This is a genomic window from Microbacterium sp. ARD32 (assembly GCF_031844385.1).
GTDB lineage: Bacteria > Actinomycetota > Actinomycetes > Actinomycetales > Microbacteriaceae > Microbacterium.
The window spans coordinates 198,134-220,597 of record NZ_JAUZVD010000002.1 but is presented as its reverse complement, the minus strand read 5'-3'; the positions used below and the strand labels follow the sequence as shown (position 1 = coordinate 220,597).

The 22,464-nt window shown below is 68.0% G+C and carries 28 protein-coding genes and 2 tRNA genes; 19 read left to right on the top strand and 11 right to left on the bottom strand.

What is annotated here, in order from left to right; genetic code table 11:
• Positions 1-11 precede the first annotated feature (11 nt).
• The 5 genes from Q9R19_RS09260 to Q9R19_RS09240 all read left to right on the top strand — a co-directional run bounded on the left by Q9R19_RS09260 (position 12) and on the right by Q9R19_RS09240 (position 2,284).
• Positions 12-728 carry a response regulator transcription factor gene (locus Q9R19_RS09260; RefSeq protein ID WP_311256100.1) on the top strand — a complete coding sequence of 239 codons (717 nt, stop codon included), beginning with the start codon at positions 12-14 and terminating at the stop codon, positions 726-728.
• Positions 725-1,534, top strand: a complete 810-nt coding sequence (locus Q9R19_RS09255; protein WP_311256099.1) for a DUF4097 family beta strand repeat-containing protein — start codon at positions 725-727, stop codon at positions 1,532-1,534. Before Q9R19_RS09260 ends, Q9R19_RS09255 begins: the two co-directional genes overlap by 4 nt.
• A gap of 80 nt (positions 1,535-1,614) precedes the next feature.
• A tRNA-Ile gene (locus tag Q9R19_RS09250) sits at positions 1,615-1,688 on the top strand.
• A gap of 38 nt (positions 1,689-1,726) precedes the next feature.
• A tRNA-Ala gene (locus Q9R19_RS09245) sits at positions 1,727-1,799 on the top strand.
• 140 nt (positions 1,800-1,939) lie between these two features.
• Positions 1,940-2,284, top strand: coding sequence for a TfoX/Sxy family protein (locus Q9R19_RS09240; RefSeq protein ID WP_311256098.1), 345 nt, complete (start codon positions 1,940-1,942; stop codon positions 2,282-2,284).
• A gap of 146 nt (positions 2,285-2,430) precedes the next feature.
• On the opposite strand, the gene Q9R19_RS09235 is transcribed toward Q9R19_RS09240, so the two are convergent.
• Together Q9R19_RS09235 and Q9R19_RS09230 are read right to left on the bottom strand one after the other, a co-directional pair.
• Positions 2,431-2,736 (bottom strand): hypothetical protein, encoded by a 306-nt coding sequence (locus Q9R19_RS09235; RefSeq protein ID WP_311256097.1) that lies wholly within the window; start codon positions 2,734-2,736, stop codon positions 2,431-2,433.
• A gap of 199 nt (positions 2,737-2,935) precedes the next feature.
• Positions 2,936-3,526 (bottom strand): hypothetical protein, encoded by a 591-nt coding sequence (locus Q9R19_RS09230; RefSeq protein WP_311256096.1) that lies wholly within the window; start codon positions 3,524-3,526, stop codon positions 2,936-2,938.
• A gap of 170 nt (positions 3,527-3,696) precedes the next feature.
• On the opposite strand from Q9R19_RS09230, the gene Q9R19_RS09225 reads away from it, so the two are divergent.
• Positions 3,697-4,278, top strand: a complete 582-nt coding sequence (locus Q9R19_RS09225) for a hypothetical protein (protein ID WP_311256095.1) — start codon at positions 3,697-3,699, stop codon at positions 4,276-4,278.
• A gap of 351 nt (positions 4,279-4,629) precedes the next feature.
• Here Q9R19_RS09225 and Q9R19_RS09220 read toward each other — a convergent pair whose 3' ends face one another.
• Complete coding sequence (locus Q9R19_RS09220) at positions 4,630-5,229, bottom strand: hypothetical protein (protein WP_311256094.1); 600 nt, start codon at positions 5,227-5,229, stop codon at positions 4,630-4,632.
• Between the two features lie 171 nt (positions 5,230-5,400).
• On the opposite strand from Q9R19_RS09220, the gene Q9R19_RS09215 reads away from it, so the two are divergent.
• Entirely contained in the window at positions 5,401-5,979 is a 579-nt protein-coding gene (locus Q9R19_RS09215; protein ID WP_311256093.1) for a hypothetical protein, read from the top strand.
• Between the two features lie 40 nt (positions 5,980-6,019).
• Here Q9R19_RS09215 and Q9R19_RS09210 read toward each other — a convergent pair whose 3' ends face one another.
• The gene (locus Q9R19_RS09210) at positions 6,020-6,601 is read right to left on the bottom strand and encodes a TetR/AcrR family transcriptional regulator (RefSeq protein WP_311256092.1); all 582 of its coding nucleotides are present in this window, start codon (positions 6,599-6,601) and stop codon (positions 6,020-6,022) included.
• A 95-nt stretch (positions 6,602-6,696) separates the two neighbouring features.
• On the opposite strand from Q9R19_RS09210, the gene Q9R19_RS09205 reads away from it, so the two are divergent.
• The gene (locus Q9R19_RS09205; protein WP_311256091.1) at positions 6,697-7,410 is read left to right on the top strand and encodes an SDR family oxidoreductase; all 714 of its coding nucleotides are present in this window, start codon (positions 6,697-6,699) and stop codon (positions 7,408-7,410) included.
• Positions 7,411-7,472: 62 nt separating this feature from the next.
• Positions 7,473-8,603, top strand: a complete 1,131-nt coding sequence (locus Q9R19_RS09200; protein ID WP_311256090.1) for an aminotransferase class V-fold PLP-dependent enzyme — start codon at positions 7,473-7,475, stop codon at positions 8,601-8,603.
• Between the two features lie 11 nt (positions 8,604-8,614).
• Here Q9R19_RS09200 and Q9R19_RS09195 read toward each other — a convergent pair whose 3' ends face one another.
• Positions 8,615-9,766: an ROK family transcriptional regulator gene (locus tag Q9R19_RS09195; protein WP_311256089.1), complete on the bottom strand. Its 1,152-nt coding sequence runs from the start codon at positions 9,764-9,766 to the stop codon at positions 8,615-8,617.
• 209 nt (positions 9,767-9,975) lie between these two features.
• Between Q9R19_RS09195 and Q9R19_RS09190 the strand changes: the two genes are divergently transcribed.
• The 4 genes from Q9R19_RS09190 (at position 9,976) to Q9R19_RS09175 (ending at position 14,385) form a co-directional block, all read left to right on the top strand.
• Positions 9,976-11,259, top strand: coding sequence for an extracellular solute-binding protein (locus Q9R19_RS09190; protein WP_311256088.1), 1,284 nt, complete (start codon positions 9,976-9,978; stop codon positions 11,257-11,259).
• 83 nt (positions 11,260-11,342) lie between these two features.
• Positions 11,343-12,257 (top strand): sugar ABC transporter permease, encoded by a 915-nt coding sequence (locus tag Q9R19_RS09185; RefSeq protein WP_311256087.1) that lies wholly within the window; start codon positions 11,343-11,345, stop codon positions 12,255-12,257.
• Positions 12,257-13,180 (top strand): carbohydrate ABC transporter permease, encoded by a 924-nt coding sequence (locus Q9R19_RS09180; RefSeq protein WP_311256086.1) that lies wholly within the window; start codon positions 12,257-12,259, stop codon positions 13,178-13,180. The genes Q9R19_RS09185 and Q9R19_RS09180 overlap by 1 nt, the downstream gene beginning before the upstream one ends.
• Complete coding sequence (locus Q9R19_RS09175) at positions 13,177-14,385, top strand: family 20 glycosylhydrolase (RefSeq protein WP_311256085.1); 1,209 nt, start codon at positions 13,177-13,179, stop codon at positions 14,383-14,385. The genes Q9R19_RS09180 and Q9R19_RS09175 overlap by 4 nt, the downstream gene beginning before the upstream one ends.
• A gap of 49 nt (positions 14,386-14,434) precedes the next feature.
• Here the strand turns inward: Q9R19_RS09175 and Q9R19_RS09170 are convergent, their stop codons facing one another.
• Both Q9R19_RS09170 and Q9R19_RS09165 read right to left on the bottom strand, forming a co-directional pair.
• Entirely contained in the window at positions 14,435-15,025 is a 591-nt protein-coding gene (locus Q9R19_RS09170; RefSeq protein ID WP_311256084.1) for a histidine phosphatase family protein, read from the bottom strand.
• Between the two features lie 85 nt (positions 15,026-15,110).
• Positions 15,111-15,566, bottom strand: a complete 456-nt coding sequence (locus tag Q9R19_RS09165) for a hypothetical protein (protein ID WP_311256083.1) — start codon at positions 15,564-15,566, stop codon at positions 15,111-15,113.
• Between the two features lie 108 nt (positions 15,567-15,674).
• On the opposite strand from Q9R19_RS09165, the gene Q9R19_RS09160 reads away from it, so the two are divergent.
• Positions 15,675-16,097: an NUDIX domain-containing protein gene (locus tag Q9R19_RS09160; RefSeq protein WP_311256082.1), complete on the top strand. Its 423-nt coding sequence runs from the start codon at positions 15,675-15,677 to the stop codon at positions 16,095-16,097.
• Positions 16,098-16,111: 14 nt separating this feature from the next.
• Here Q9R19_RS09160 and Q9R19_RS09155 read toward each other — a convergent pair whose 3' ends face one another.
• Positions 16,112-16,594 carry a YbaK/EbsC family protein gene (locus Q9R19_RS09155; RefSeq protein ID WP_311256081.1) on the bottom strand — a complete coding sequence of 161 codons (483 nt, stop codon included), beginning with the start codon at positions 16,592-16,594 and terminating at the stop codon, positions 16,112-16,114.
• Positions 16,595-16,596: 2 nt separating this feature from the next.
• Complete coding sequence (locus tag Q9R19_RS09150) at positions 16,597-17,091, bottom strand: DNA helicase (RefSeq protein ID WP_311256080.1); 495 nt, start codon at positions 17,089-17,091, stop codon at positions 16,597-16,599.
• Between the two features lie 138 nt (positions 17,092-17,229).
• Here Q9R19_RS09150 and Q9R19_RS09145 point away from each other — a divergent pair, with 138 nt between their 5' ends.
• A complete protein-coding gene (locus tag Q9R19_RS09145; RefSeq protein WP_311256079.1) occupies positions 17,230-17,787 on the top strand; it encodes a peptidylprolyl isomerase in 558 nt (185 codons plus the stop codon).
• 18 nt (positions 17,788-17,805) lie between these two features.
• Complete coding sequence (locus Q9R19_RS09140; RefSeq protein WP_311256078.1) at positions 17,806-18,693, top strand: rhomboid family intramembrane serine protease; 888 nt, start codon at positions 17,806-17,808, stop codon at positions 18,691-18,693.
• 147 nt (positions 18,694-18,840) lie between these two features.
• Here the strand turns inward: Q9R19_RS09140 and Q9R19_RS09135 are convergent, their stop codons facing one another.
• A complete protein-coding gene (locus tag Q9R19_RS09135) occupies positions 18,841-19,083 on the bottom strand; it encodes a cell division protein CrgA (RefSeq protein WP_311256077.1) in 243 nt (80 codons plus the stop codon).
• A 36-nt stretch (positions 19,084-19,119) separates the two neighbouring features.
• Here Q9R19_RS09135 and Q9R19_RS09130 point away from each other — a divergent pair, with 36 nt between their 5' ends.
• From Q9R19_RS09130 to Q9R19_RS09120, 3 genes are read left to right on the top strand one after another with little or no spacing between them, the layout of a single operon-like run.
• Positions 19,120-19,905, top strand: coding sequence for a class E sortase (locus tag Q9R19_RS09130; protein WP_311256076.1), 786 nt, complete (start codon positions 19,120-19,122; stop codon positions 19,903-19,905).
• 11 nt (positions 19,906-19,916) lie between these two features.
• A complete protein-coding gene (locus Q9R19_RS09125; RefSeq protein ID WP_311256075.1) occupies positions 19,917-20,072 on the top strand; it encodes a hypothetical protein in 156 nt (51 codons plus the stop codon).
• A complete protein-coding gene (locus tag Q9R19_RS09120) occupies positions 20,069-20,692 on the top strand; it encodes an aminodeoxychorismate/anthranilate synthase component II (RefSeq protein WP_311256074.1) in 624 nt (207 codons plus the stop codon). The genes Q9R19_RS09125 and Q9R19_RS09120 overlap by 4 nt, the downstream gene beginning before the upstream one ends.
• 25 nt (positions 20,693-20,717) lie before the next feature.
• Here the strand turns inward: Q9R19_RS09120 and pknB are convergent, their stop codons facing one another.
• A complete protein-coding gene (pknB, locus tag Q9R19_RS09115) occupies positions 20,718-22,451 on the bottom strand; it encodes a Stk1 family PASTA domain-containing Ser/Thr kinase (RefSeq protein ID WP_311256073.1) in 1,734 nt (577 codons plus the stop codon).
• Between the last annotated feature and the right edge of the window lie 13 nt (positions 22,452-22,464).

The following is a 22,464-nucleotide window of genomic DNA, read 5'->3' as shown; positions in this document are numbered from 1 at the left end:
GAGGTCTCCCCATGCGCATCCTGATCTGCGAGGACTCCGTCCTCCTCCGCGAGGGTCTCGTGCGTCTGCTCGACGACGCCGGCCACGAGGTGGTCGCCGCTCTTCCCGACACGGACGGGCTCATGGACGCGGTCACCGAGCAGGTGCCCGACCTGTGCATCCTGGATGTGCGACTGCCGCCGACGTTCACCGACGAGGGCATCCGCGCGGCCTTGGCGATCCGAGCGGCGCACCCGGCGCTTCCCCTGCTCGTGCTCTCGCAGTACGTCGAGGAGCGCTACGCGAGCGATCTGATCGCCGCGCAGAGCGGATCGATGCAGTCCGGATCGGTCCAGGGCGGTGCGCTGGGCTACCTGCTGAAGGACCGGGTCGCCGATGTCGCCGAGTTCATCGAGTCGGTGCAGCGCATCGCATCCGGTGCCACCGTGCTCGACCCCGAGGTGGTGGCGCAGCTGCTCACGCGACGCAACCGCGACGACCGGATGCTGAGCCTGACCGAGCGGGAGCGCACCGTGCTCGCCCTGATCGCCGAGGGCAAGTCCAACGGCGCCATCGCCGGTCTGCTGTTCCTCAGCGAGGCCAGCATCGAGAAGCACATCACCGCCATCTTCCAGAAGCTCGGTCTCGAGCCGGAGGACGGCAACCGGCGGGTGCTGGCAGCACTTGCGCACATCGAGAACACCGGCATCCCGGATGCCGGAAGCGACAACCAGGGAGGCGTGCGATGAACGGCACGAAGAAGAGCGTCGGCGCGATCACCGTGCTGCTGGCGGTGTGCGGTGGCGTGGTGCTGGTCGGCACCGGCGCGGCGGCGACGATCGGCGGCGTGCAGCAGGCGACGGCGACGCCCGGCGGCAGCACCCAGGCGGATGCGCGTGGGGTCACCTCGCTCGACCTGGAGGTGGATGCAGCCGATGTGACGGTGGAGTTCCGCGACGACATCACCTCGGCGCAGCTGCGGATCGAGAAGGGAACGGAACGGGACTGGTCGCTCACCCGCGACCGGGACGAGCTGATCGTGCGCGGTCCGGGAAACGGCTTCGACTGGTTCCGGCCGAGCTGGCTGCGCGGCGACCAGCGGGCAACCCTCGAACTGCCTGCGTCGCTGCACGGCATCGACGCCGATCTCACCCTGCAGGCGGGATCGCTGCGGGTGGACGGCGAGTTCGGCGAGCTCGATCTGGACCTGAATGCCGGATCGCTCACGGTGGGAGGGTCGGCGACCGAGCTGGATGCCGAGGTCAACGCCGGCCGCGCCGACATCGTCCTGCGCGACGTGCGCACAGCGGAGTACACCGTGAACGCGGGCCGGATCACGTCTGAGCTGCGTGCTGTGCCGGACGAGGTCTCCATCGACGTGTCGGCCGGGCGGCTCGATCTCACGGTGCCCGATACCACCTACGCGGTGCGGCATTCCCAGGCCGCCGGTTCGCTGAACAGCGACCTGTCGCAGGACCCGTCCAGCAGCCACCGCATCCAGGTCGATGTGTCGGCCGGATCGGTCACTCTCGAGCCCGGCGACCGCGCGGAATGAGCGGTCGGGGCCGTCCTGTTCCCAGGTCGACCCCGATTCGCTTTTCACCCTCAGCATCCGGTAAAGTCTTGGAGGTTGACGGGGCTATAGCTCAGGCGGTTAGAGCGCTTCACTGATAATGAAGAGGTCCCAGGTTCAAGTCCTGGTAGCCCCACTCCGTTCGCGGAGATCCCGCGGTGTCCACGCCGTTCCGGGGCCTTAGCTCAGTTGGTAGAGCGCCTGCTTTGCAAGCAGGATGTCAGGAGTTCGAATCTCCTAGGCTCCACACTTACAGCATCCCACCATCCGGAAAAGCGGAGACGTCCGCGGCGAGTCGCCTCGGAAACACCCGCGACACGCCGGTGCGCGCGCATCTCGTCTGTGTTTTCCGACAGCCGGGCATCGCGATTCACGTATCCTTCCGGCATGACTCCATCGCAGGAAGAACTGGTCGAGCGCATCCGCGAGCTGATCGCCGACCAGCCGGTGCAGCGCGAGGTGTCGATGTTCGGCGGACGCTGCATCATGATCAACGACAAGATGATCGTCGGCGCGCAGAAGGACGGCGGGCTGCTGGTGCGGGTCGACGCTGAACAGCACGACGAACTCGTGCTGCGGTCCGGGGCGAGGCAGGCGACGATGGGCCCGGGCCGTGAGATGGGTCCGGGATGGATCACCGTGGACGCGGAGGAGCTGGATGCTGATCAGCTGGCGTCCTGGATCGATGTCGCGCTGGACTACAACGCGGTCGTTACAGGCGTCAGCCGCTGAGCCCGCCCACGGCCAGCGGGCAACGGAGACGGCTCCGGCGTGAAGGCAAGTCTCGATCCGAAGTGATCCGCGAGGCGCTGGCCTCAGCGTGAAAGTTCACCCCAGTCCACAGTCACTGAATCGCCTCCTCGCGGGAGCCTCCGAGATCATCCACCGGTCCCGCATGCGGAAGGCCAGGACCGTCTGGCGCTTGGCACGGTTGGCTGCAGCATTGCCGGGCATGCCCGCAGAGCGCGCCCAGTCTGCAAGCGGGATGATCCGCGGCTCGTGATCAGCGCGATGCGCTTGTGCACCGACTCGAGAAGAAGCAGCGCGAGCAGGCGCGTCATACCCTCATGGTTGTCGTGCTTCGAGTACTGCTCCAGCAGCGGATAGTAGTCGACGTGGCGATTGCGCGCCCGAACGATGACCGGTGGGAGACCGAGATCCTGCAACTGCTTGTTGACCAGCATCCGGACGATTTGTCCATTGCCGTCGACGAACGGATGCCTACGATGGCAGCCAACTCCATGACATCGAGCTGTCTACCGGCCCAGGGACGCGTTACAGCTAACAGTGGTTACGGTTCCTCGGGAACAGCGAGTGCGGGTAGTTGTGGAGGATAACTAGACATGGAAGCCCGACCTGATATCAGGTCGGGGTCCGCGTGTATTAGTTGTGGACAACGACCACTTCAAGGTACGGGTCGTTCTGTGCGTCCACCCACGGCTGAACCTGCGCAAGAACAGCCTCGGCCGAGCCTCCCTGAATGCCAATCGGGAATCCTTTAGCGTACGAACCGGCCGCCCATGTCGTGATGTTCTGCCCAGCGTCATTAGAGGTTTGGACCTGCCGGACTACAACGATTGTCTTGCCTGTAGCAGTCGCCTGGTCAATCATGCTCTGTGTTACGCTGCCTACGTCGTTCGGAACGCTTCCCATCTCCTGAACGACTTCTTCCTTGACGGCCGGGGGAAGAGGCTGCTTCACGTCGATGATGACGTATGAACCGTCCGACTTCTCGTAGGGGCGTAGCGTTCCACGCTGACCGTTGAGCTGCTTCGCTTCCGCCGCCGTCAGAGGGTCACCAGGCTCGCCAGTGATCTCCTCCGGAATCTGCGTCTCCTCCGGCGCAGGCGTCGGCTCCGCCTTCCGAGACTGCTTCGGTGACTCTGCGGTGTTCAGGGCCAGCGCAGAGCAACCCGTAATGAGCGTGATGGTCACCAGCGGGACAGCGAGCAGGGCAGTGAGATTCTTGGGCACATCCCCAAGCTAGCGGCGGGCTGCGTGCGGAGTGAGCAGTTGCCGGTTGCGACACGCGCTCCTCGCCCGTCGAGGCGGTAGCTGCCCCGCAGAGGCGATTCGCGATCAGCTCACGGAGCTGTCTCGTGAACCGGGCGATGGCTCAAGAGGTCCGCGGCTATGCTTCGGCTATGACTGCGCGTTTTCCTGTCTTGATCGGCTTCGTTGTGGCGGTGCTGCTGGTGACGGGGTGCGCGCCTGAGTCCGGTGGCGCCGCATCGGTTTCAGCTCCCTCGCCGACCGCTTCGGTGTCGGAGGAGGTCGCTGCGCAGCCGATCAGCGGCCAGCCCGGTGACCCGCTGACGGCGGCGGAGGCGAAGCAGCTCAATGGTCAGATCGGGACGTTGCGGCCGTATGAGATGAACGACGGGTCATTCGTGATCATCGATGTGAAGCAGCCGTTGCCACAGGCCGTGAAACAGGAGGTCGCTGAGAGCCTCAGAGGGACGAGCAATTCTGACCTCGGCAACTATTTCGACGAGATCTTGCGCCAGGAGGGCTTGACGGGCAAGACCGTGATCTCCGTTCGAAAGATCCATGCTGGTGACGGCAACGGAAGCGATGTTTTCGCCTGGATGCCCAGTACTTCTGCACATGGGTTTCCGCTCGGAATCATGGCGAGTTCGGCCGAGTCCGTGGTTTCTGAAGTGCGGCCGTGGGTTGATGCGCAGAACGATCCCGCGCAACTCGAGATCATCGTTGTGAACGACTGAATGAAGCGCATGCCTCGCTCGTCGATGCTCGGCGGCAGCTTCGCGGTGGACGGTATCCATGTCCTCTGGCCGCGCCTGGTCGCGAAGCGCATCAATGAGGTTCCTTCGCAGGACATCGACATCGATGCGGTGCATGCTCGGCTCTCTCGGCTCTCTCGGCTCTCTCGGCGCGCACCGGACGCAGGACGCCTGCGGTGAGCGGCAGACTGACGCGGCGTGTCGTCGAGATCCGTCGCGCAAGTGCAGCCGTGGGTGACGTGCGCGGACGCCGCGACTAGCGCTGACCAGTGCACATCCCGTGGCCAGTTCTGTTCAGGCGAACCGGTTCTGCGACAAGAGCGCAGGACGGCGTCAGCCGTTCACCACGACGATTTCGAACTGGGCGGGGTCTCGCTGCGAGTTCACCCAAGGCTGGATCTGCGAAACGACCGCGCCAGAAGATTCCCCCGTCACTCCTATGGGGAACCCAGACGCGTAAGAGACAGCATGCCAGCCGAAGAAGTTGCCGCCATAAGCAGAGCTGTAATGAATCTGCCGCACCATGACGATGGTCTTGCCCGTCAAAGTCTCGCGGTCGAGCGCACCAAGGGCGTTGCCTGTCTCATTGCCGACGCTGCCCAGGCGTTCGGCGACCTCCTGCTTCACCATCTCGGGCAGCGGCTGCTTCACGTCGATGAGGACGAATGACCCGTCCTTCATCTCGTACGGGCGCAATGTGCCGATCTGACCGTTGAGCTGCTTCGCCTCCGCAGCCGTCAGCGGATCACCGGGCTGGCCGGTGATCTCGTCCGGGATCTGCGTCTCTTCGGGCGTCGGTGCCGGTGACGTCTGAGGGTGCGTCGCCGTGCTCTTCGCCGAGTCTGCGGAGTCCGAGGTCTCAGCAGAGCAGCCCGTGATGAGCGTGACAGTCACCAGCGGGACAGCGAGCAGGGCAGTGAGATTCTTGGGCACATCCCCAAGCTAGCGGCGGGCTGCGTGCGGAGTGAGCAGTTGCCGGTTGCGACACGCGCCCCTCACCCGTCGACGCGGTAGCTGCCCCGCAGAGGCGATTCGCGATCAGGTCACGGAGTTTCTCGTGAACCGGGCGATGGCCTGAGAGAGGTCCGCGGCTATGCTTCGACTATGACTGCGCGTTTTCCCGTCTTGATCGGCTTCGTTGTGGCGGTGCTGCTGGTGACGGGGTGCGCGCCTGAGTCCGGTGGCGCCGCATCGGTTTCAGCTCCCTCGCCGACCGCTTCGGTGTCGGAGGAGGTCGCTGCGCAGCCGATCAGCGGCCAGCCCGGTGACCCGCTGACGGCGGCGGAGGCGAAGCAGCTCAATGGTCAGATCGGGACGTTGCGGCCGTATGAGATGAACGACGGGTCATTCGTGATCATCGATGTGAAGCAGCCGTTGCCACAGGCCGTGAAACAGGAAGCGGCGGAGAAGATCGGCAGATCCAGCAGTACCGATCTGGGGAGTTTCTTCGCTGAGACAGACCGTCAGTCCGCGGCGACAGGGAAGACGCTCATCGTGGTGCGCTACATGAACGCCTCCGATGCATATGGCAACTACTCGACGGCGTGGAGAGCCAGCTCGGCAGCAGCCGGATTCCCCGGCGGTTCTGGCGGCAGTGCCGAAGAGGTCGCTGCCCGCGCTCAGGTGTGGGCGAACGGGCAGAGCGACCCGGCGTCTTTCGAGATCATCACTGTCCTGAACTGAGCTTCTGCGGCGAGCACCAGCGAAGGCTCGATCTCAACGCTCAGCGCCCGCCGTCGGCGACGACGCCGTCGATGATCAGCGCGAACATGCGTCGCAGCTGCGCGCGCTCGGCCGGATCGCCGGCGACCACCAGCGCTCCGGCGAGCAGCGCGCCCAGGTCGGCGGCATCGACGTCGTCTTTGAGTGTGCCGGCGCGCGCCCCGGCATCCAGAAAATCGCGCAGGATGCTGACCAGCTCCGCGCGCATCTGACTGCCGGTGATGCGACCGGATGCCATGAAGGCGGCCAGCGCGTCGTGCATGCCGTGCTTGGTGGCCGCCCAGTCGGCGAGCAGCTCCGTCCACTGCCGCAGCGCCTGGACGGGCGGATGCGCCGCCAGCAGTTCCTCCGCCCCGGAGCGAAGCCGATCGATCTGGTCGCGGTAGACCTCTTCGATCAGATCCTCCCTGGTCGCGAAGTGCCGGTACAGGGTGCCGCTGCCCACTCCGGCTCGCCGGGCGATCGAGTCCATGGAGACCGGCCCCTCGGCGGTCGAGAACGCCTCGGTCGCCGCGGCCACCAGCCGCGCCCGATTGCGCTGGGCGTCGGCCCGGGGCGAGTGCGGATGCTGTGCTGCGGACATGCCTACCAGTATAACCGGGGAGATCTCCGGTTATACTGGTAGCACGAACCGGAGACCTCCCCGGTTGCATCCCGAACCTCGAGAAGGAGATCCTCATGCCCGCATCCCTGATCATCGGCGGAACCAGTGGCATCGGCCGCGCCACAGCCCTGCTCCTCGCCCGGCGGGGGCATCGCGTCGCCGTCACCGGACGAAACCCCGACTCGCTCGCGGCCGTCCGTCGGGAACTGCCCGACGACGCGCTCGTCCTCAGCTCGGATGCGCGCTCACTGGCTCAGACCGAGGCGACACTGGATGCCGTCCGCGACGGCTTCGGATCGCTGGACGCCCTTTTCCTGAACGCCGGTAACAGCCGGCCCGCACCGATCGAGGCCGTCACCGAGGAGGCGTTCGACGACCAGATCGCCCTGAACTTCAAAGGCCTCTACTTCACACTGCAGAAGGCGCTGCCGCTGCTGAACGACGGGGCGTCGGTGATCCTCACCGTCGGCGCGGGAGTGAGCCGCGGCATCAGCGGCGGGTCGCTGACCTCGGCGGCTCGTGGAGCGCTGCTGGCGATGATGCCCTCGCTCGTGCTCGAGCTCGCACCCAGGAGCATCCGCATCAACGCCGTCAGTCCGGGAGCGATCGACACGCCCATCTGGAGCGGCCTCGGCGCATCCGAGCAGATGCGCGCCGCGCTGACTGCGCAGATCCCGTTCGGTCGCTTCGGCACCCCCGATGAGGTCGCCGAGACGGTGGCGTTCCTCGCCTCCGACGCCTCCGCCTACATCACCGGTCAGGAGATCACGGTCGCCGGCGGCTGGTGACCCGGCTGGTGACCCGGCGGCCGGACTTACCGAAACCACTCACCCGATGCCAGTCTGGAGGCATGAGCCTTCCCCACGACGACATCGACCCCGACGGCCTGCTGGAGTACTCGGTGGTCTTCACCGACCGCTCGCTCAACCACATGTCGGCGCGTTTCGTCGGCATCATGCAGCAGACACTCGACATCCTGTGCCAGACGTACGGCGCCGACAGCGCCGTGGTCATCAACGGCGGTGGCAGCTACGCGATGGAATCCGTCGCCCGGCACCTGGCCACCGGCAGGAAGGCGGTCGTCGTGCGCAACGGCCTGTTCTCGTACCGCTGGTCGCAGATCCTCGAGGCCGGATCCATCGCATCCGCCGTCACCGTCTGCCAGGCTCGGCCCGACAGCGACGACGCGCAGGCGGCGTGGAGTCCCGCACCGATCGACGAGGTGACCGCCGCCATCCGCGCCGGGCGTCCGGAGGTGGTGTTCGCCCCGCACGTCGAGACCGCCGCCGGCATCCTGCTCCCCGACGACTACGTGCGCGCGCTCGCCGAGGCCGTGCACGAGGTGGGCGGTGTGCTGGTGCTGGACTGCATCGCCTCCGGCGCGATGTGGGTCGACATGCGCGACCTCGGCGTCGACGTGCTGCTCAGCGCTCCGCAGAAGGGCTGGAGCGGATCGCCCGGCGTCGGCTTCGTGATGCTGAGCGAGCGGGGGAGGGATGCCGTGGCATCCGGCACGCCCACCAGCTTCGCCCTCGACCTGAACCGGTGGCTGGTCATCTCGGACGGCTACCGCGACGGGAAGGCCGGCTACCACGCCACCATGCCCACCGACACGATCGCCGCGAACCTGGAGCGGATGCTCGAGACGCGCGACCGCGGACTCGAGAACCTGCGGGCGGCACAGGTCGAACTGGGCACGCGCGTGCGCGGACTGCTCGCCGAGCGCAGACTGCCCTCGGTCGCGGCATCCCCCTTCGCCGCACCCAGCGTGGTGGTCGTGCACACCACCGACGAGCGCCTGCGCACCGGCGCTGCCCTCAAGGAGCAGGGGCTGCAGGTCGCCGCCGGCGTGCCGCTGCACTGCGACGAGCCCGACTCGTTCTCCACGTTCCGGCTGGGACTGTTCGGGCTCGACAAGCTCGGTGACGTGGACGGCACGGTCGCCCGGCTGCAGGCCGCGCTCGACGCGATGGGCGTCTGAGCCGCGACCGGTCAGATCCCGGTGGCCCGGGTGACGACCTCGTCGATCGCGCGCAAGGACTCTATGCCCGCCCGCGCCGTCGCCGCGGGCATGTCATCCAGCTCGGCGGGCACGATGCGCAGGCTCTTGCCGATCAGCGGCAGCGTGCGCTCGCGCACGATCGCGGCCACGTCGTCCACGAACGACGGCACCGATCTCGGAACCTCGCCGCTGAGCACGAGCAGCTCGGGGTCGATGATGTGGCAGGTGCTCACCAGCATCCGGCCCAGGATGTCGGCCGCGCGGGCCGCGATCGTCACGGCGGCGGCGTCGCCTCCGGCCACGAGCTCGCGGAATCCGGCCCAGTCGTGCGTGCGCTCGGTGCCCGTGCTCAGGTCGCGCAGCAGGGCCGGCACCGAGACGTACTGCATCAGGCATCCGGAGTTGCCGCACGTGCACACGGGGCCGTTCCAGTCGTAGACGGCGTGCCCGAGCTCACCCGAGCCGCCGCGCGCGCCGGACTGGATGATGCCCTCCACGACATGGCCCGAGGTCACGCCGTAGCTCACGTCGACGTACAGCACGTCGGTGTGCGCGGCGCCCGCGCCCCAGAGGCATTCGGCCAGGCCCTCCAGGCGCGCGGTGTTCTGCGTGTGCACGGGCACGCCGAACCGCTCGGCGAAGTACTGCTTCGGGTTCACGCCGTACCAGCGACTGGACGCCCACTGCGAGTAGACATCGCCCGTGCGGGCGTCCATCTGGGTGTCCACGGCCAGGTGCAGCGCGCACAGCCCCTGCTCGCCTCCGGCCCCGGCGAGCAGGTCGGCCACCAGTGCTGCACCGGCCGCCAGGCGATCGGATGCCGACGCGTCGGACGGATTGGTCAGCGTGCGCTCTGTGAGCAGCCGGCCGTCGAGCGTCGACACCGCCACCGTGCAGGTGTCGACCAGGAACATGACCGAGGCAAGCACGCCGAGACGCGGCGTCGTGCCGATCAGGTTCTTCAGCGGACCGGATGCCGTGTCGGTCACCTCGACCCAGCCGTCTTCGCTGAGCCGGTTGGCCAGGTTCGTGACGGTCGCACGGGTGACGCCCAGGGCCCGGGCGAGATCGGCGCGGTAGGCCGGACCGTCGACGACGAGCGCACGCAGCATGCGCTGCGCATTCGTGGTCAGAGTCGTCACTCAACATCTCCTTCGGTGCAACTTCGAGCGTATCGTGTGCAGGTGGCGCCAGCGTAGACGATGAAACCGAAGATTTCTGTTTAGAATCTTGACACTCTGGCCGAGCGCGTGCATCCTATAGACGGCTCACAATCCTCAATGCCGAGAACCCTGTACACACCGCTCCACACGGCAGTGAGCCGAAGGGGCGCGATTCCATCGGAGGGATCATGAAGTTTCGCACCATCCTGGCGGGGGCCGCAGCAGCGTCCGTCGTCCTGACGCTCACCGCCTGCAGCTCGAGCACGCCGGACACCACCGCGAACGGTGACGGCGGGGCCGAGGCCGGCACCGTTCGCATGTGGGTCATGGAGGGATCGCTGAGCGAGGAGTCGCAGAAGTACCTCACCGAGGAGTTCGCCAAGCAGAATCCCGGCAGCGAGCTGAAGATCGAGGTGCAGCAGTGGGACGGCATCGTCTCGAAGCTGCAGACCTCGCTCGCCTCCAAGAACGAGAGCCCCGATCTCGTCGAGATCGGCAACACCCAGACGACGACCTTCACGACAGTCGGCGCCTTCGCCGATGTCACCGACCTGAAGCAGAAGCTCGGCGGCGACGACCTGATCCCCTCGTTCGTCGACGCTTCGACGGTCGACGGCAAGATCTACGCCTACCCGTTCTACGCGGGTGCCCGCGGTGTCTACTACCGCACCGACCTGTTCGAGGCGGCCGGCATCGAGGTGCCCCGCACCATCGGCGAGTTCGACGACGCCGTGGTGGCGCTGCAGAAGGCCAACCCCGAGGCCGTCGAGGACTTCTCCGGCATGTACCTCGCCGCAGTCGACGTGCACGGTGTCGGCTCGTACCTGTTCGCGCACGGCTTCGAGTACGCGAAGAAGGACGGCGACAAGTGGGTCGGTCAGGCCTCGTCGTCCGAGTCGATCGCCGCTCTCGAGGCGCTGCAGAAGACCTTCACCGAGGGCACGACCTACGCCCTCGACTCGCAGGCCGGCCAGAAGGCGTTCGAGCGCTACTTCAACGAGAGCACCACGGGCGTGCTGATCGGCACCGGCAACATCGGCACCAAGATCGACCAGAAGCTCTGGGACGAGAAGAAGGTCGGCGTGATGGCGATCCCGTCCGACGAGGCCGGCGTCCCCGGTGCGACCTTCGCGGGCGGCTCGAACATCGGCCTCGCCGCGAACGCGCAGCAGCCCGAGCTGGCCAAGAAGGCCCTCGAGACCATCTTCAGCGAGGGCTTCCAGACCCGACTCGCCGAAGAGGGCTGGGTGCCGGGCAACACCGCCTACTCGGATGCCGTCTCGGGCCCGTTCGGCGAGATCGCCGGTGACATCATCACCAACTCCAAGCTCACCCCGAACAGCCCTGAGTGGGGTGTGACCTTCGGCGGCGCGCAGCTGACCGAGTTCTTCACCCGCATCGCGAAGGGTGAAGACGTCGTCGCCGTGGCGAAGGCCTTCGACGAGCAGCTCGACGCCGCTCTGAACAAGTGAGCTGAGAGCCGCTCAAGACGATGACGCAGATGACAGCCCGACCCACTCGGACGTCTGACCGACGTTCGCTGTGGAGCCAGCCGATGAGTCGCGCCGTGCGCAGTGGTCGCCGCCGACTCGCTCCGTGGATGCTCCTCGCCCCGGCGAGCATCATGGTCCTGGTCGCACTCGGATACCCCCTCGTCCGACAGCTGATCATGTCCTTCCAGGAGTTCGGCCTCGCACAGCAGTTCGGGAAGCCGGCTGAGTGGGTCGGGCTGTCGAACTACGCCTCCATCGTCAGCGATCCGTACTTCTGGAGCGTCTTCCTGAAGTCGGTGCTGTTCTGCGCGGTCACGGCCGGCGTGACCATGGTGCTCGGCGTGGCGTTCGCCGTGCTCATGCTGCGGCTGAACACCCTGGTGCGCACCATCCTCAACACGACGCTCATCGTCGTGTGGGCGATGCCGGCACTGGCATCGCTGACCGTCTGGCAGTGGCTGGTCGACCCGCGCTCGGGTCTGCTCAACTACGTGCTCACCTCGATCGGACTCGACGGCTTCAAGAACTTCCACTGGCTCGGCGAGAACTTCTGGACCTTCTACCTGATCGCCTCGGCCGTCATCGTCTGGGCCTCGCTGCCGCTGGTCGCCATCACCATCTATGCGGCCCTCGCACAGGTGCCCGGCGATGTGCTCGAGGCGGCGCAGATCGACGGCGCGTCCAACCTCCAGCAGATCCGCCGGATCATGTTGCCGATGATCGGGCCGGTCATCTCGCTCATCGGCGTGCTGCAGGTCATCTGGGATCTGCGCGTCTTCACCCAGATCTACGTGCTGCAGCAGTCCGGCGGCATCGCGAGCGAGACCAACCTGCTCGGCACCTACGTGTACGAGACCGGCATCGCCAAGGGCGACTACGGCGTGGCATCCGCTCTCGCCATGGTCATCCTCATCCTCACCCTGATCCTCACCGGCCGCTATCTGCAGATGCTCTACCGCCAGGGAGGCATGGACTGATGACCACGACGCAGCTCCTCACCCGTCCGCACACGCGAGCCGACCGCACAGAGGCTGTGATTCGGGCCCGCAGGGCGCAGCGCGCGGCGAAGCGCAAGCAGTTCCTCGCGAACCCGCTGGCGAACCTCGGCGGCATCCTGCTCGCCCTCGTGTGGCTCATCCCCGTCTACTGGATGGTCAACTCGGCCTTCCAGTCGGAGTCCGAGCTGATGGCCTGGCCGCCGCACCTGCTGCCGCAGCACTTCACGTGGGACAACTTCGTCACGGCGTTCACCAATCCGAATGTCCTGCCCGCGCTCGGCGCCTCGCTGACCGCCGGTGCGCTCACCGTGATCTTCGCCTCGGGCGCGGCGCTGCTGGCATCCTTCGCGCTGTCCCGCTTCCGCTTCCGCGGCCGCACGATGATGATCATCGCCATCCTCGTCGTGCAGATGATCCCCGCCGAGGCGCTGTTCATCTCGCAGTACCGGATGCTGGACGGCTGGGGCCTGCTGAACTCCGTCATCGGCCTCTCGGTGCTCTACATCGGCACCATCGTGCCGTTCGTGGCCTGGATGATGCGCGGCTTCGTCGACGGCATCCCGATCGAGCTGGAAGAGGCGGCGATGGTCGACGGATGCTCGCGCGTCGGGGCCTTCCGCCGGGTGACTCTGCCGCTGCTGCTGCCCGGCATCATCTCGACGTCGGTGTTCGGGTTCCTCTTCGCCTGGAACGAGTACACCCTCGCGCTGATCGTGCTCTCGAAGGACTCGGCGGTCACGCTGCCGATCTGGCTGCAGTCCTTCCAGCAGGGGCTGAAGGCCACTGACTGGGGTGCGGTGATGGCCGGTGCCACGCTGATCGCGATCCCGGTGATCATCATCTTCGTGCTCGTGCAGAACAAGATCTCCAAGGGCATGGTGGCAGGAGCGGTGAAGGGATGAGTCCGCAGCTGCTCCCCGAGGTCGGCGTCGGCCCCGTCCCCGGGCGATCATCGCGCTTCGAATGGCGCGGTCTGCTGATCGACTCCGCGCGCACCCGGTACCCGGTGCCCGTTCTCAAGCGCGTGGTGGAACTCGCATCCCGCTACGGCTTCAACCGGCTGCACTGGCACCTGACCGACGACCAGGGCTGGCGGTTCGAGGTCCCCGAGTACCCGCTGCTCACCGCACAGGCGGCGCATCTGCCGCGCGGGCGCTTCGACGACTACGACTCCCTGGCCGGCGACAGCCGCGAGCGCGCGCTGGCCGAGCAGGACGAGCGCTGGACCAACGGCTTCTACACCGACGACGAGATCGCCGAGCTGGTCGCGCACGCCGACGAGCACGGCATCCTGATCGTGCCCGAGGTCGACGTGCCCGGGCACATGACGGCCGCGATCGGCGCCTACCCGGGGCTCGGCAGGCCGGCCGGCCTGTCTCTTCCCGGGGGGTCGATGCGCGAGCACATGTGGTGGCCGGCGCGCGACGACCTGCTGTGGCCCACGGACGAGGCGCGTGACTTCGTGCAGGCGATCATGCGGCGCGTCGCGGAGCTGTTCCCCGGGCCGTACGTGCACATCGGCGGTGACGAGTGCGCCTTCCAGCAGTGGGCATCCGATCCGCGCATCGGCGAGTGGATGCGCCTGCGCGGCGCCTCGGAGGTGAAGCAGCTGCAGGGCTGGTTCATGGATGTCGCCGCGCAGACTCTGCGGAAGAGCGGCAAGCAGGTCGCGGTGTGGGACGAGGCGTGCGACCTGTGGGACGATCCGGATGCGCTGGTGATCGCGTGGGACGAGGCCCGCGGCATGGAGCGCATCGCCCGCGCCTCGCAGCGCTTCGTGCTGGCCGACGCGCGCACCCTCTACCTGAATCGCGTCGACCCCGACGCCGTGCCTGCGCAGAAGGGCATGATCCCCGGCATCACCGTGTGCGACATCCTGACAGCCGACTGGCCCGAGCTGCGCGACGAGCGCTGCATCGGGATCCAGGCGGGCGTCTGGTCGGAGTTCGTGCTCGACGGTGATGACCTGCTCTCGATGCTGTTCCCCCGTCTGCTCGCCGTCGCCGAGCGGCTGTGGAGCAGTGAGGTCGATGCCACGGTCTCGGCGGAGCGGGTCGCACGGGAGTACGCCGCACTGCGGGAGGCGGGCGTCCTGCGGGACGTCTGAGCCGCCCGCTCGCCCCGCGGTCGTCTCGCCCGGCGTCGCCCGGCTCGCGTCAGGCCGCGCCGTCGGGCTGCAGGTCTCGCAGGTGCGCGGTGTCGTTGACGCGCAGCACGGCGATCTCGCCGTTCGCGCGCCGCTGGAACTCCGTGACGCCCGTGTTGTCGATTGGCAGCCGCATCCACGCGTCGGGCGCCGCGTTCAGCGCCCGGGCGACGAATCCGCCGACGACGAACGCGTGCGTGACGACCACGAGAGTCCCCGGCGCGTCGGCCTCGAGCATCCCCGAGACCTCCTGCCATGCGGCAGCGATGCCCGCGCCGTCCTCGTCCCGCTCATCCGCGGGGGTGTCGTCCAGCCACTCGCGGCGGTGCGCGGGGTAGTCGCCCCAGCGATCTGCGGAGGGGAAGGGCGTGCGGTCGTCGAGGTACGGCACCGCCTCCGCGATCACGCCGATGCGCTCGGCGATCGCCTGTGCCGTGCGGCGCGCTCGCAGCCGGGGACCGCACAGCACCCGAGAGACATCGTCGAGCGCAAGGCGGTCCGCCAGGGCCTGCGCCTGCCGTGCTCCCCGCTCGGAGAGCCCGGGGTCGCTCGTGTCGTGGCCGTCGGCCTCGGCGTGCCGGATGACGAGGAGTCTGTTCATGGTCGGCATGCTCTCACATCGGCCTGGAGACGCCGGGCGGCTCCTGTCGGCGATGACGCGGCGGGCTGACGACAGGCCGCGGACTTCACGAGACGGCGCGGCGGACCAGATCGGAGAAGAAGGCGATCTCCTTCTCGCCGAGAGCGGTCACCGCGAACGACGTGGCCCACGCCGCTCCGTCGTCCAGGTTCGCGGCCTGCTCGAACTCGAACGTGGAGTAGCGCACCTTGAACTTGGAGCTCGGCTTGTAGAAGCACACCACCTTGCCGGCCTCGTTCGCATACGCGGGCATGCCGTAGTACGTGCGCGGGGTCAGCTGGGGCGCCACCTCGGAGACCAGCTCGTGCAGCCGCTGGCCCAGTTCGCGGTCGCGGTCGGGCATGTCGGCCAACTTGGCCCGCACCTCGGCCTCGCCCTCGCGGCGCACCTCAGCCGGGTCCTTCTTCGCCTTCGATCGCGCTGCGCGCTTCTCGCTGGCCGCCGCCTTCATCGCTGCGCGTTCCTCCGCCGAGAAGTTCGCGGTCTCTCCTGCCTTCGCCATGCTGGCCTCCTTCGTGTGATCCCAGACTAGGAGCGGCGCCGGCGGGGGCGCTTCTCGATTCCTGATCGGATGCCGGGATGCCGGGATGCCGCGCGCTACTGTGAGTGCATGGATCTGCGCGTGGCCGCCTACGCCGTCGTCACCGACGAAGACGACCGTGTCCTGCTGGCCCGCTGGACCGAGGGCCGTCGCATGGCGTGGACCATGCCCGGGGGAGGCCTGGAGCCGGGTGAGGATCCCGAGCTCGCCGTGCGCCGCGAGCTGCGCGAGGAGACCGGGTTCCGCATCGAGACGACCGCGCTGCTCGGCATCCACTCCCGGGTCATCCCCGGGTCGCAGCGCGTGCACAAGCGGACGGACCCGCTGCACACGATCCGCATCGTCTACCGGGCGCGGATCACCGGCGGCATCCTGCGCTTCGAGCAGAACGGCTCCACCGACATGGCGGCGTGGTTCACCCTCGCCGAGATCAACGAACTGCAGCGCGTGAAGCTCGTCGACATCGCGCTGCGCATGGCCGGCATCCTCTGAGGGGTGTCGCAGACTCAGTCGCGCGGGCTCTCGGGCACCGAGATGTCCGCGACGGTGGCGCCGTAGGCGCGGATCAGGTCATCAGCATCCACGAACAGACTGTAGCCGTGCGTGCCCGCGCCCATCGCGATGCGGCGCCCGACGATGGACTCGTCGGCGTAGATCGGCCAGTCGGTGGCGCTGCCGATCGGAACGATCGTGCCACGCTCGTACCCGGTCGCTGCCAGCGCCAGCTCTGGCTCGGGCAGGCGCAGCTTGTTCACGCCGACGACCGCACGCAGCTTGGGCCACGAGATCGACCGCCCGCCGGGCACCAGGGCGAATAAGTAGGAGCCGTCCGACCGTTTGACCACCAGCGTCTTGACGATGTCGGACGGCTGCAGGCCGAGCAGCTCGGCTGCCTCATGCAGGCTGCGCGCAGCAGGACGCTCGCGGATCTCGATCTCGAGTCCGCGAGCGGATGCTGCGGCCCGAACCCGCTCGTGCGGGTCGGCCATGCTCAGGCGTTCGGCGTCGACAGCGGGTCGTCGGCGACCCAGAGCTCGTCGTCGGCGCGCAGCGCCTGCCAGGCGGCCACGACCACGCCGATCGCGGCTGCGGCACCCAGCACCAGGGCGACGACCGAGCCGAGACCCATGCCCTTCTTCTGCGGCGCCGGCGCGACGCGATGCACCAGGCCGCTGCGCTTGGCGTTGGCGACATCCCAGGCCGAGAGCGCCGTGCCGACGACGCCGCCCACGATCGGGACGACCTTGTCGTCGACGACGTGCTTGCCGATCTTCATGCCGCGGTCGACGGCCGGCGCGACCCTGCGGTTGTACGCGTCCTGCACCACCGGTGCGACCTGCTCGCGGTTGAAGTGGCCCAGCTGGCGGCCCGCCTCGCGGGCGATGTCCGCCGCATGGCCGACGAGCACCTGCTGCGCCTCCCACAGCTGTCCTGCATCATCCTGAAGCTTGCGCAGTTCCTTCTTGCGCTTGCGGCTGAGGTTCACGTTGCTCTCCCGTCGGTCGGAGTCCGTTCGTCAGCCATCTTGCCATGCGTGGCTGTATGCGGGCAGGGATCTGGCGCTGAGGGCGAACATCTGCGATCATGCCGACCGCATCGCGGCCGCCTCTGCGAGAATATGACCATGCCTCATGCTTCTCACGTCGCAACCCTGCACACCAACCACGGTGACATCGTCATCAACCTGTTCGGCGATCACGCACCGAACACGGTCGCGAACTTCGTCGGCCTGGCCGACGGCTCCAAGGAGTGGACGCACCCCGCCACCGGCAAGCCCGGCGAGGGCCCGCTCTACAAGGACGTCATCTTCCACCGCATCATCCCCAACTTCATGATCCAGGGCGGAGACCCGCTCGGTCAGGGCGTCGGCGGACCCGGCTACAACTTCAACGACGAGATCCACCCCGAGCTCGATTTCACCAAGCCGTACATCCTGGCCATGGCCAACGCCGGCCTGCGACGCAACGCGATCACCGGCAAGCCCGAGGGCACCAACGGCTCGCAGTTCTTCATCACCACCGACCCGACGCCGTGGCTGCAGGGCAAGCACACCATCTTCGGCGAGGTCGCCGATGACGCCTCCAAGGCCGTCGTCGACGCGATCTCCGCGGTGCGCACCGGCCCCGGCGACCGCCCGGTGGAGGACGTCGTGCTGCAGTCGATCGACATCGCCAAGGCCTGAGAGCACGGGCCGATCCGGATGACGACCCCAGAGTTCGCGAGCAATCGAGACAACTTCTGCTACCGGCATCCGGGTCGGCAGAGCTTCGTGCTCTGCCAGCGCTGCATGCGCACCATCTGCCCGGAATGCCAGACCCAGGGCCCGGTCGGGGTGATCTGCCCCGAGTGCATGAAGGAGCAGCGCAAGGCGCAGACTCCCGCGCAGAAGCGCGCGAATCGTCGCTGGGGCGGAGGTCCGGTCGCGGTCGCCGCGCGCAGCGGCAAGCCGGTCGTGACCTACGTGCTGCTCGCCATCACCACCGCGATCGGACTGCTGCAGCTGATCCCCGGCATCGGCAACGCGATCGGGAACGAGCTGCTGTTCGCAGCCGCGTACCTCTACCCCGACCTCTCGGGAGCGCCGTTCGAGCCCTGGCGTCTGCTCACCGTGCTCTTCGTGCACGGCGGCTTCCTGCACCTGGCGCTGAACATGCTGGCGCTGTGGATGCTGGGGCAGACGCTCGAGCCGATGCTGGGCCGCTGGCGCTACCTCGCGCTGTACCTGATCAGCGGTCTGGGCGGCTCGGTCGCCGTGGCGCTGCTGGCGCCGGGAGCGCCCACGGTCGGGGCATCCGGTGCCCTGTTCGGCCTGATGGTCTCACTGCTGATCATCGGTCGGCACCTGGGCGCCAACGTCACCGGCATCCTGGTGGTGCTGGCGATCAACTTCGCCTACGGCCTGTTCGTCGGGGGCATCTCGTGGCAGGCGCATCTGGGCGGCCTGGTGGTCGGCGCGATCGTCGCGCTGATCTATGTGCGCACCCGCCGCCGCGAGCAGCGCGCCTGGCAGATCGCGCTGCTGATCGCGCTCGCCGCAGTGCTGCTCGTGGTCGTCGCCGTCGTGCCGCCGATCCTGCTCACGTCCTGATCGGACCCCGTCGACTGGACTCCGCCCCGCCTGTGAATAACACAGGTGTAATTCTCCCCACCTGTGGAAAGACCTGTGGATAACCTTCTGCGGGGACGACTGAGGCCCCTCGCGATGCGAGGGGCCTCACGGGTTCTCACGCCGGCGTCAGCGCCAGCGGGTGGTCATCAGGAAGCCGATCAGTGCGATCGCCAGGCCGATGCCGAGGTTCCAGCCGTCCAGCCCCGGGATCGGGTACAGCGATCCTGAGATGTAGTACACCAGGATCCAGGCGAGTCCCAGCAGCATGAAGCCCACCATCACGGGCTTGAACCAGACGGCGTTGGGTGCAGCGTCGTCGCTGCCCTCCGGGCGGTCGACGGGCTCTTCGGGAACGCGAGATCGTGCCATGGGTTCAGTCTAGCCGGGACGAATAGACTTCCCATCATGCATGCCGCCGCGCCGACCCGTCGCACCCTGCGCCAGGCGCATCGCGCGCGTGCCACATTCACCAGCGTGCTCGGCGAGGTGCTGCTCACCGCCGGCGTGATCGTCTTCCTGTTCGTGGCATGGCAGATGTGGGTGGGCGACATCATCATCAACGCCCAGAAGAACGCCGAGGGCGCGGCCACCATCCAGGAATGGGCGCACTCGCCGGCGCCCGAGCCACCGCCCCTGGTCGAGGATCCGGACAGCGGGACCACCTACTACGCGCCGCCGGTGCTGCCGCATCCGGCCGACGGTGAGCGCTTCGCGATCATGCGCATTCCCCGCTTCGGAGCCGACTACGCCAAGGACATCGCCGGCGGAACGACCCGCGCGGGCACGCTGGACCACATCGGCATCGGCCTGTACACGCAGTCGCGGATGCCCGGCGAGGTCGGCAACTTCTCGCTCGCCGGGCACCGCACCACCTGGGGCAAGCCGTTCAACCAGCTCGACAAGCTCAAGCTGAACGACGCGATCGTCGTGGAGACTCCCGGCGGCTGGTACACCTACCGGTTCCGCACGCTCGAGTACGTCAAGCCCACCGCGATCGACGTGCTCGACGACGTGCCGCAGATGCCGGAGCAGCAGACCGGTGAGCGGTACATCACCATGACCGCCTGCTCGCCGCTGTACTCCCTGGCCGAGCGCATCGTCGCCTACGGCGTGTTCGAGGGCTTCCAGCCGCGCGCCGAGGGCCCGCCGGCATCCCTCGCCCCCGTCACGCCCGCCTCACCGTCCCTGTAAGGAGCACACCGATGTACGCAGCCCTGTGGCGCCTGCTGCCCGGCCCGTGGTGGGTTCGCCTGATCATTCTCCTGGCCCTGCTCGCGGCCGTGCTCTACGCGCTGTTCTTCTTCGTCTTCCCCTGGGTGAGCCCGCTCATCACGCCCGCAGAGGTCGACATGGGATGAGCGTGCGGGTGCTCGTCGTGGACAACCACGACAGTTTCGTGCACACCCTGATCGGCTACCTGCGCGAGCTCGGCGCCACCGTGACGCTGGTGGAGGCGGATGCCCTGGATGCCGGCGACCTGCACGGGACGGGGGGATCGACCCGCCTGGCCGCCCACGACGCGGTGATGATCTCCCCCGGCCCCGGCAGACCCGCCGACGCCGGCGCGTCGCTCGCCGTCGTGCGCGCGGCGGCGGACGCGCGGACGCCGCTGCTGGGCGTGTGCCTGGGGCATCAGGCGATCGGCGAGGCGTTCGGCGCCGTGGTCGCCAGAGCCCCCGAGCTGATGCACGGGATGGTCTCGCAGGTCGTGCACGACGGGTCGGCGCTGTTCCACGGCATCCGCTCCCCGTTCGCCGCCGGGCGCTACCACTCGCTCGCCCTCGTCGAGGAGACGCTGCCGAGCGCGCTCCGCGTCACGGCGCGCGCCGAGAACGGCACGGTGATGGCGATCGCGCACGACCGGCTGCCCATCGTCGGGGTGCAGTTCCACCCCGAGAGCGTGCTGACCGAGGACGGGCACCGGCTGCTGGGCAACTGGCTGGCGAGCGTGCCCTCGGCGGGCGCGTCCGGACGGTAGGCGCCGCCGGGTCAGGCGCCGCCGGTCAGTCGGCAGCGGCAGTGCAGTAGCTCAGGCCGACGGTGGAGAGGATCTTCACCTCACCCGGCGCGACCGACATCGACAGCACCGTGTCGGGGAACTGACCCTCGGCGCAGGTGCCCAGCTCAGTCGGGTTCACGGTGAGGCCCAGTTCCTCGAGCTGCTCGGTGGCGGCATCCATCGGCCACTTGGTCATGTTCTTCACTGTGACCATGCCGTTGGCGACCACGAGGTTCACCGCGGCCGCCGGCGCCACCTGCGCGCCCGCGTTCGGATCGGCGCTGAGCACCGTTCCCGCCTGCGCGCGCGGGTCGTTCTCCTGCCTCACCGTGCCCAGCACCAGCCCGGCGTCGGCGAGGGCCTTCTCGGCGTCGGCCTGCGAGAGCCCCTCGAGCACGGGCACCTCGACGGTGTCGGCACCGGTGGACACGTAGACGATGATCGATTCGCCCTTCGACACCTTCGCCCCCGTGCCCGGCAGCGTGCGGATCACCTGATCCGCCGCGAAGTCCGCGCTGGACTCGTGCCGGACGTCGGGCACCAGCTCGGCGTCCTCCAGCTCGGCCGTCGCCCGATCGACGGGCGCGCCCACCAGGTTCGGCACGGTCACCGATGCGGTCGGCGTGGACGGCGGTCGCAACGACAGGCTCACCACCCAGAACAGCACCGAGATCAGCAGCACGGCCAGCAGCGCGACACCCGCCCAGATCCAGGCCACCGGAGGGCCCGACTGCGTGCGGGTCATCGTGGTGTCCGTGCTCAGCTGTCGCAGCGAGCGAGCCGTCTCCTGCGCCTGGCGGGGGCTGGCGCCGTACAGCTCGCTGGTGAGTGCGCCGATCTGCTTCTTCGACGGCGCATCGCCCGAGACGGCGTTCTGCAGCGCGGTGCGGAACGACGCGGCATCCGGAAAGCGCTGGTACGGATCCTTGGCCAGGGCGCGCAGCACCACGGCATCCAGCGCCCGCGGCAGCTCCTCGTCGAGCTCCGACGGGGGCACGGGCGTCTCACTGACGTGCTGGTAGGCGACCGCGACCGGCGAGTCGCCGCGGAAGGGCTGGCGCCCGGTGAGCATCTCGTACAGCACCACCCCGGTGGAGTACAAGTCGGTGCGGGAGTCCACCCCCTCGCCCTTCGCCTGCTCCGGCGAGAAGTACGCGGCCGTTCCGATGATCTGGGTCGTCTCGGCGACCGTCGACGAGGAGTCCGAGACGGCGCGGGCGATGCCGAAGTCCATGACCTTGACGGTGCCGTTGTCGGTGATCATCACGTTGCCGGGCTTGATGTCGCGATGCACGACTCCGGCGCGATGCGAGTACTCGAGCGCCTCGAGGATGCCGTCCGCGTAGCGGATCGCATCCTCGACCGACAGTGCTCCGGCGGCGATGACGTCCTTGAGCAGCGTGCCGCGCACGAGCTCCATCACGATGTACGGCTCGCGACCCGGCTGAGCTGCTGAGCCCGTCTCCTGGGGCCCGGAGTGGGGCGTGGGGATCGAAGGATCGCCCGCGTCGAACACGCGCACGATCGAGGGATGCGACATGCGCGAGGCGGCCTGCGCCTCGAGGCGGAACCGCGTGCGGAACGTCATGTCACGCGCGAGCTCGGGATCGAGGATCTTGATCGCGACCTCACGGCCCAGCGTCAGGTCGTAACCGCGATGCACCTGGGCCATGCCGCCGTGGCCGATCACCTCATCGACACGGTAGCGGTCAGCGAGGATGCGCGGCTCTGTCGTCACGTCCCGTCTCCCC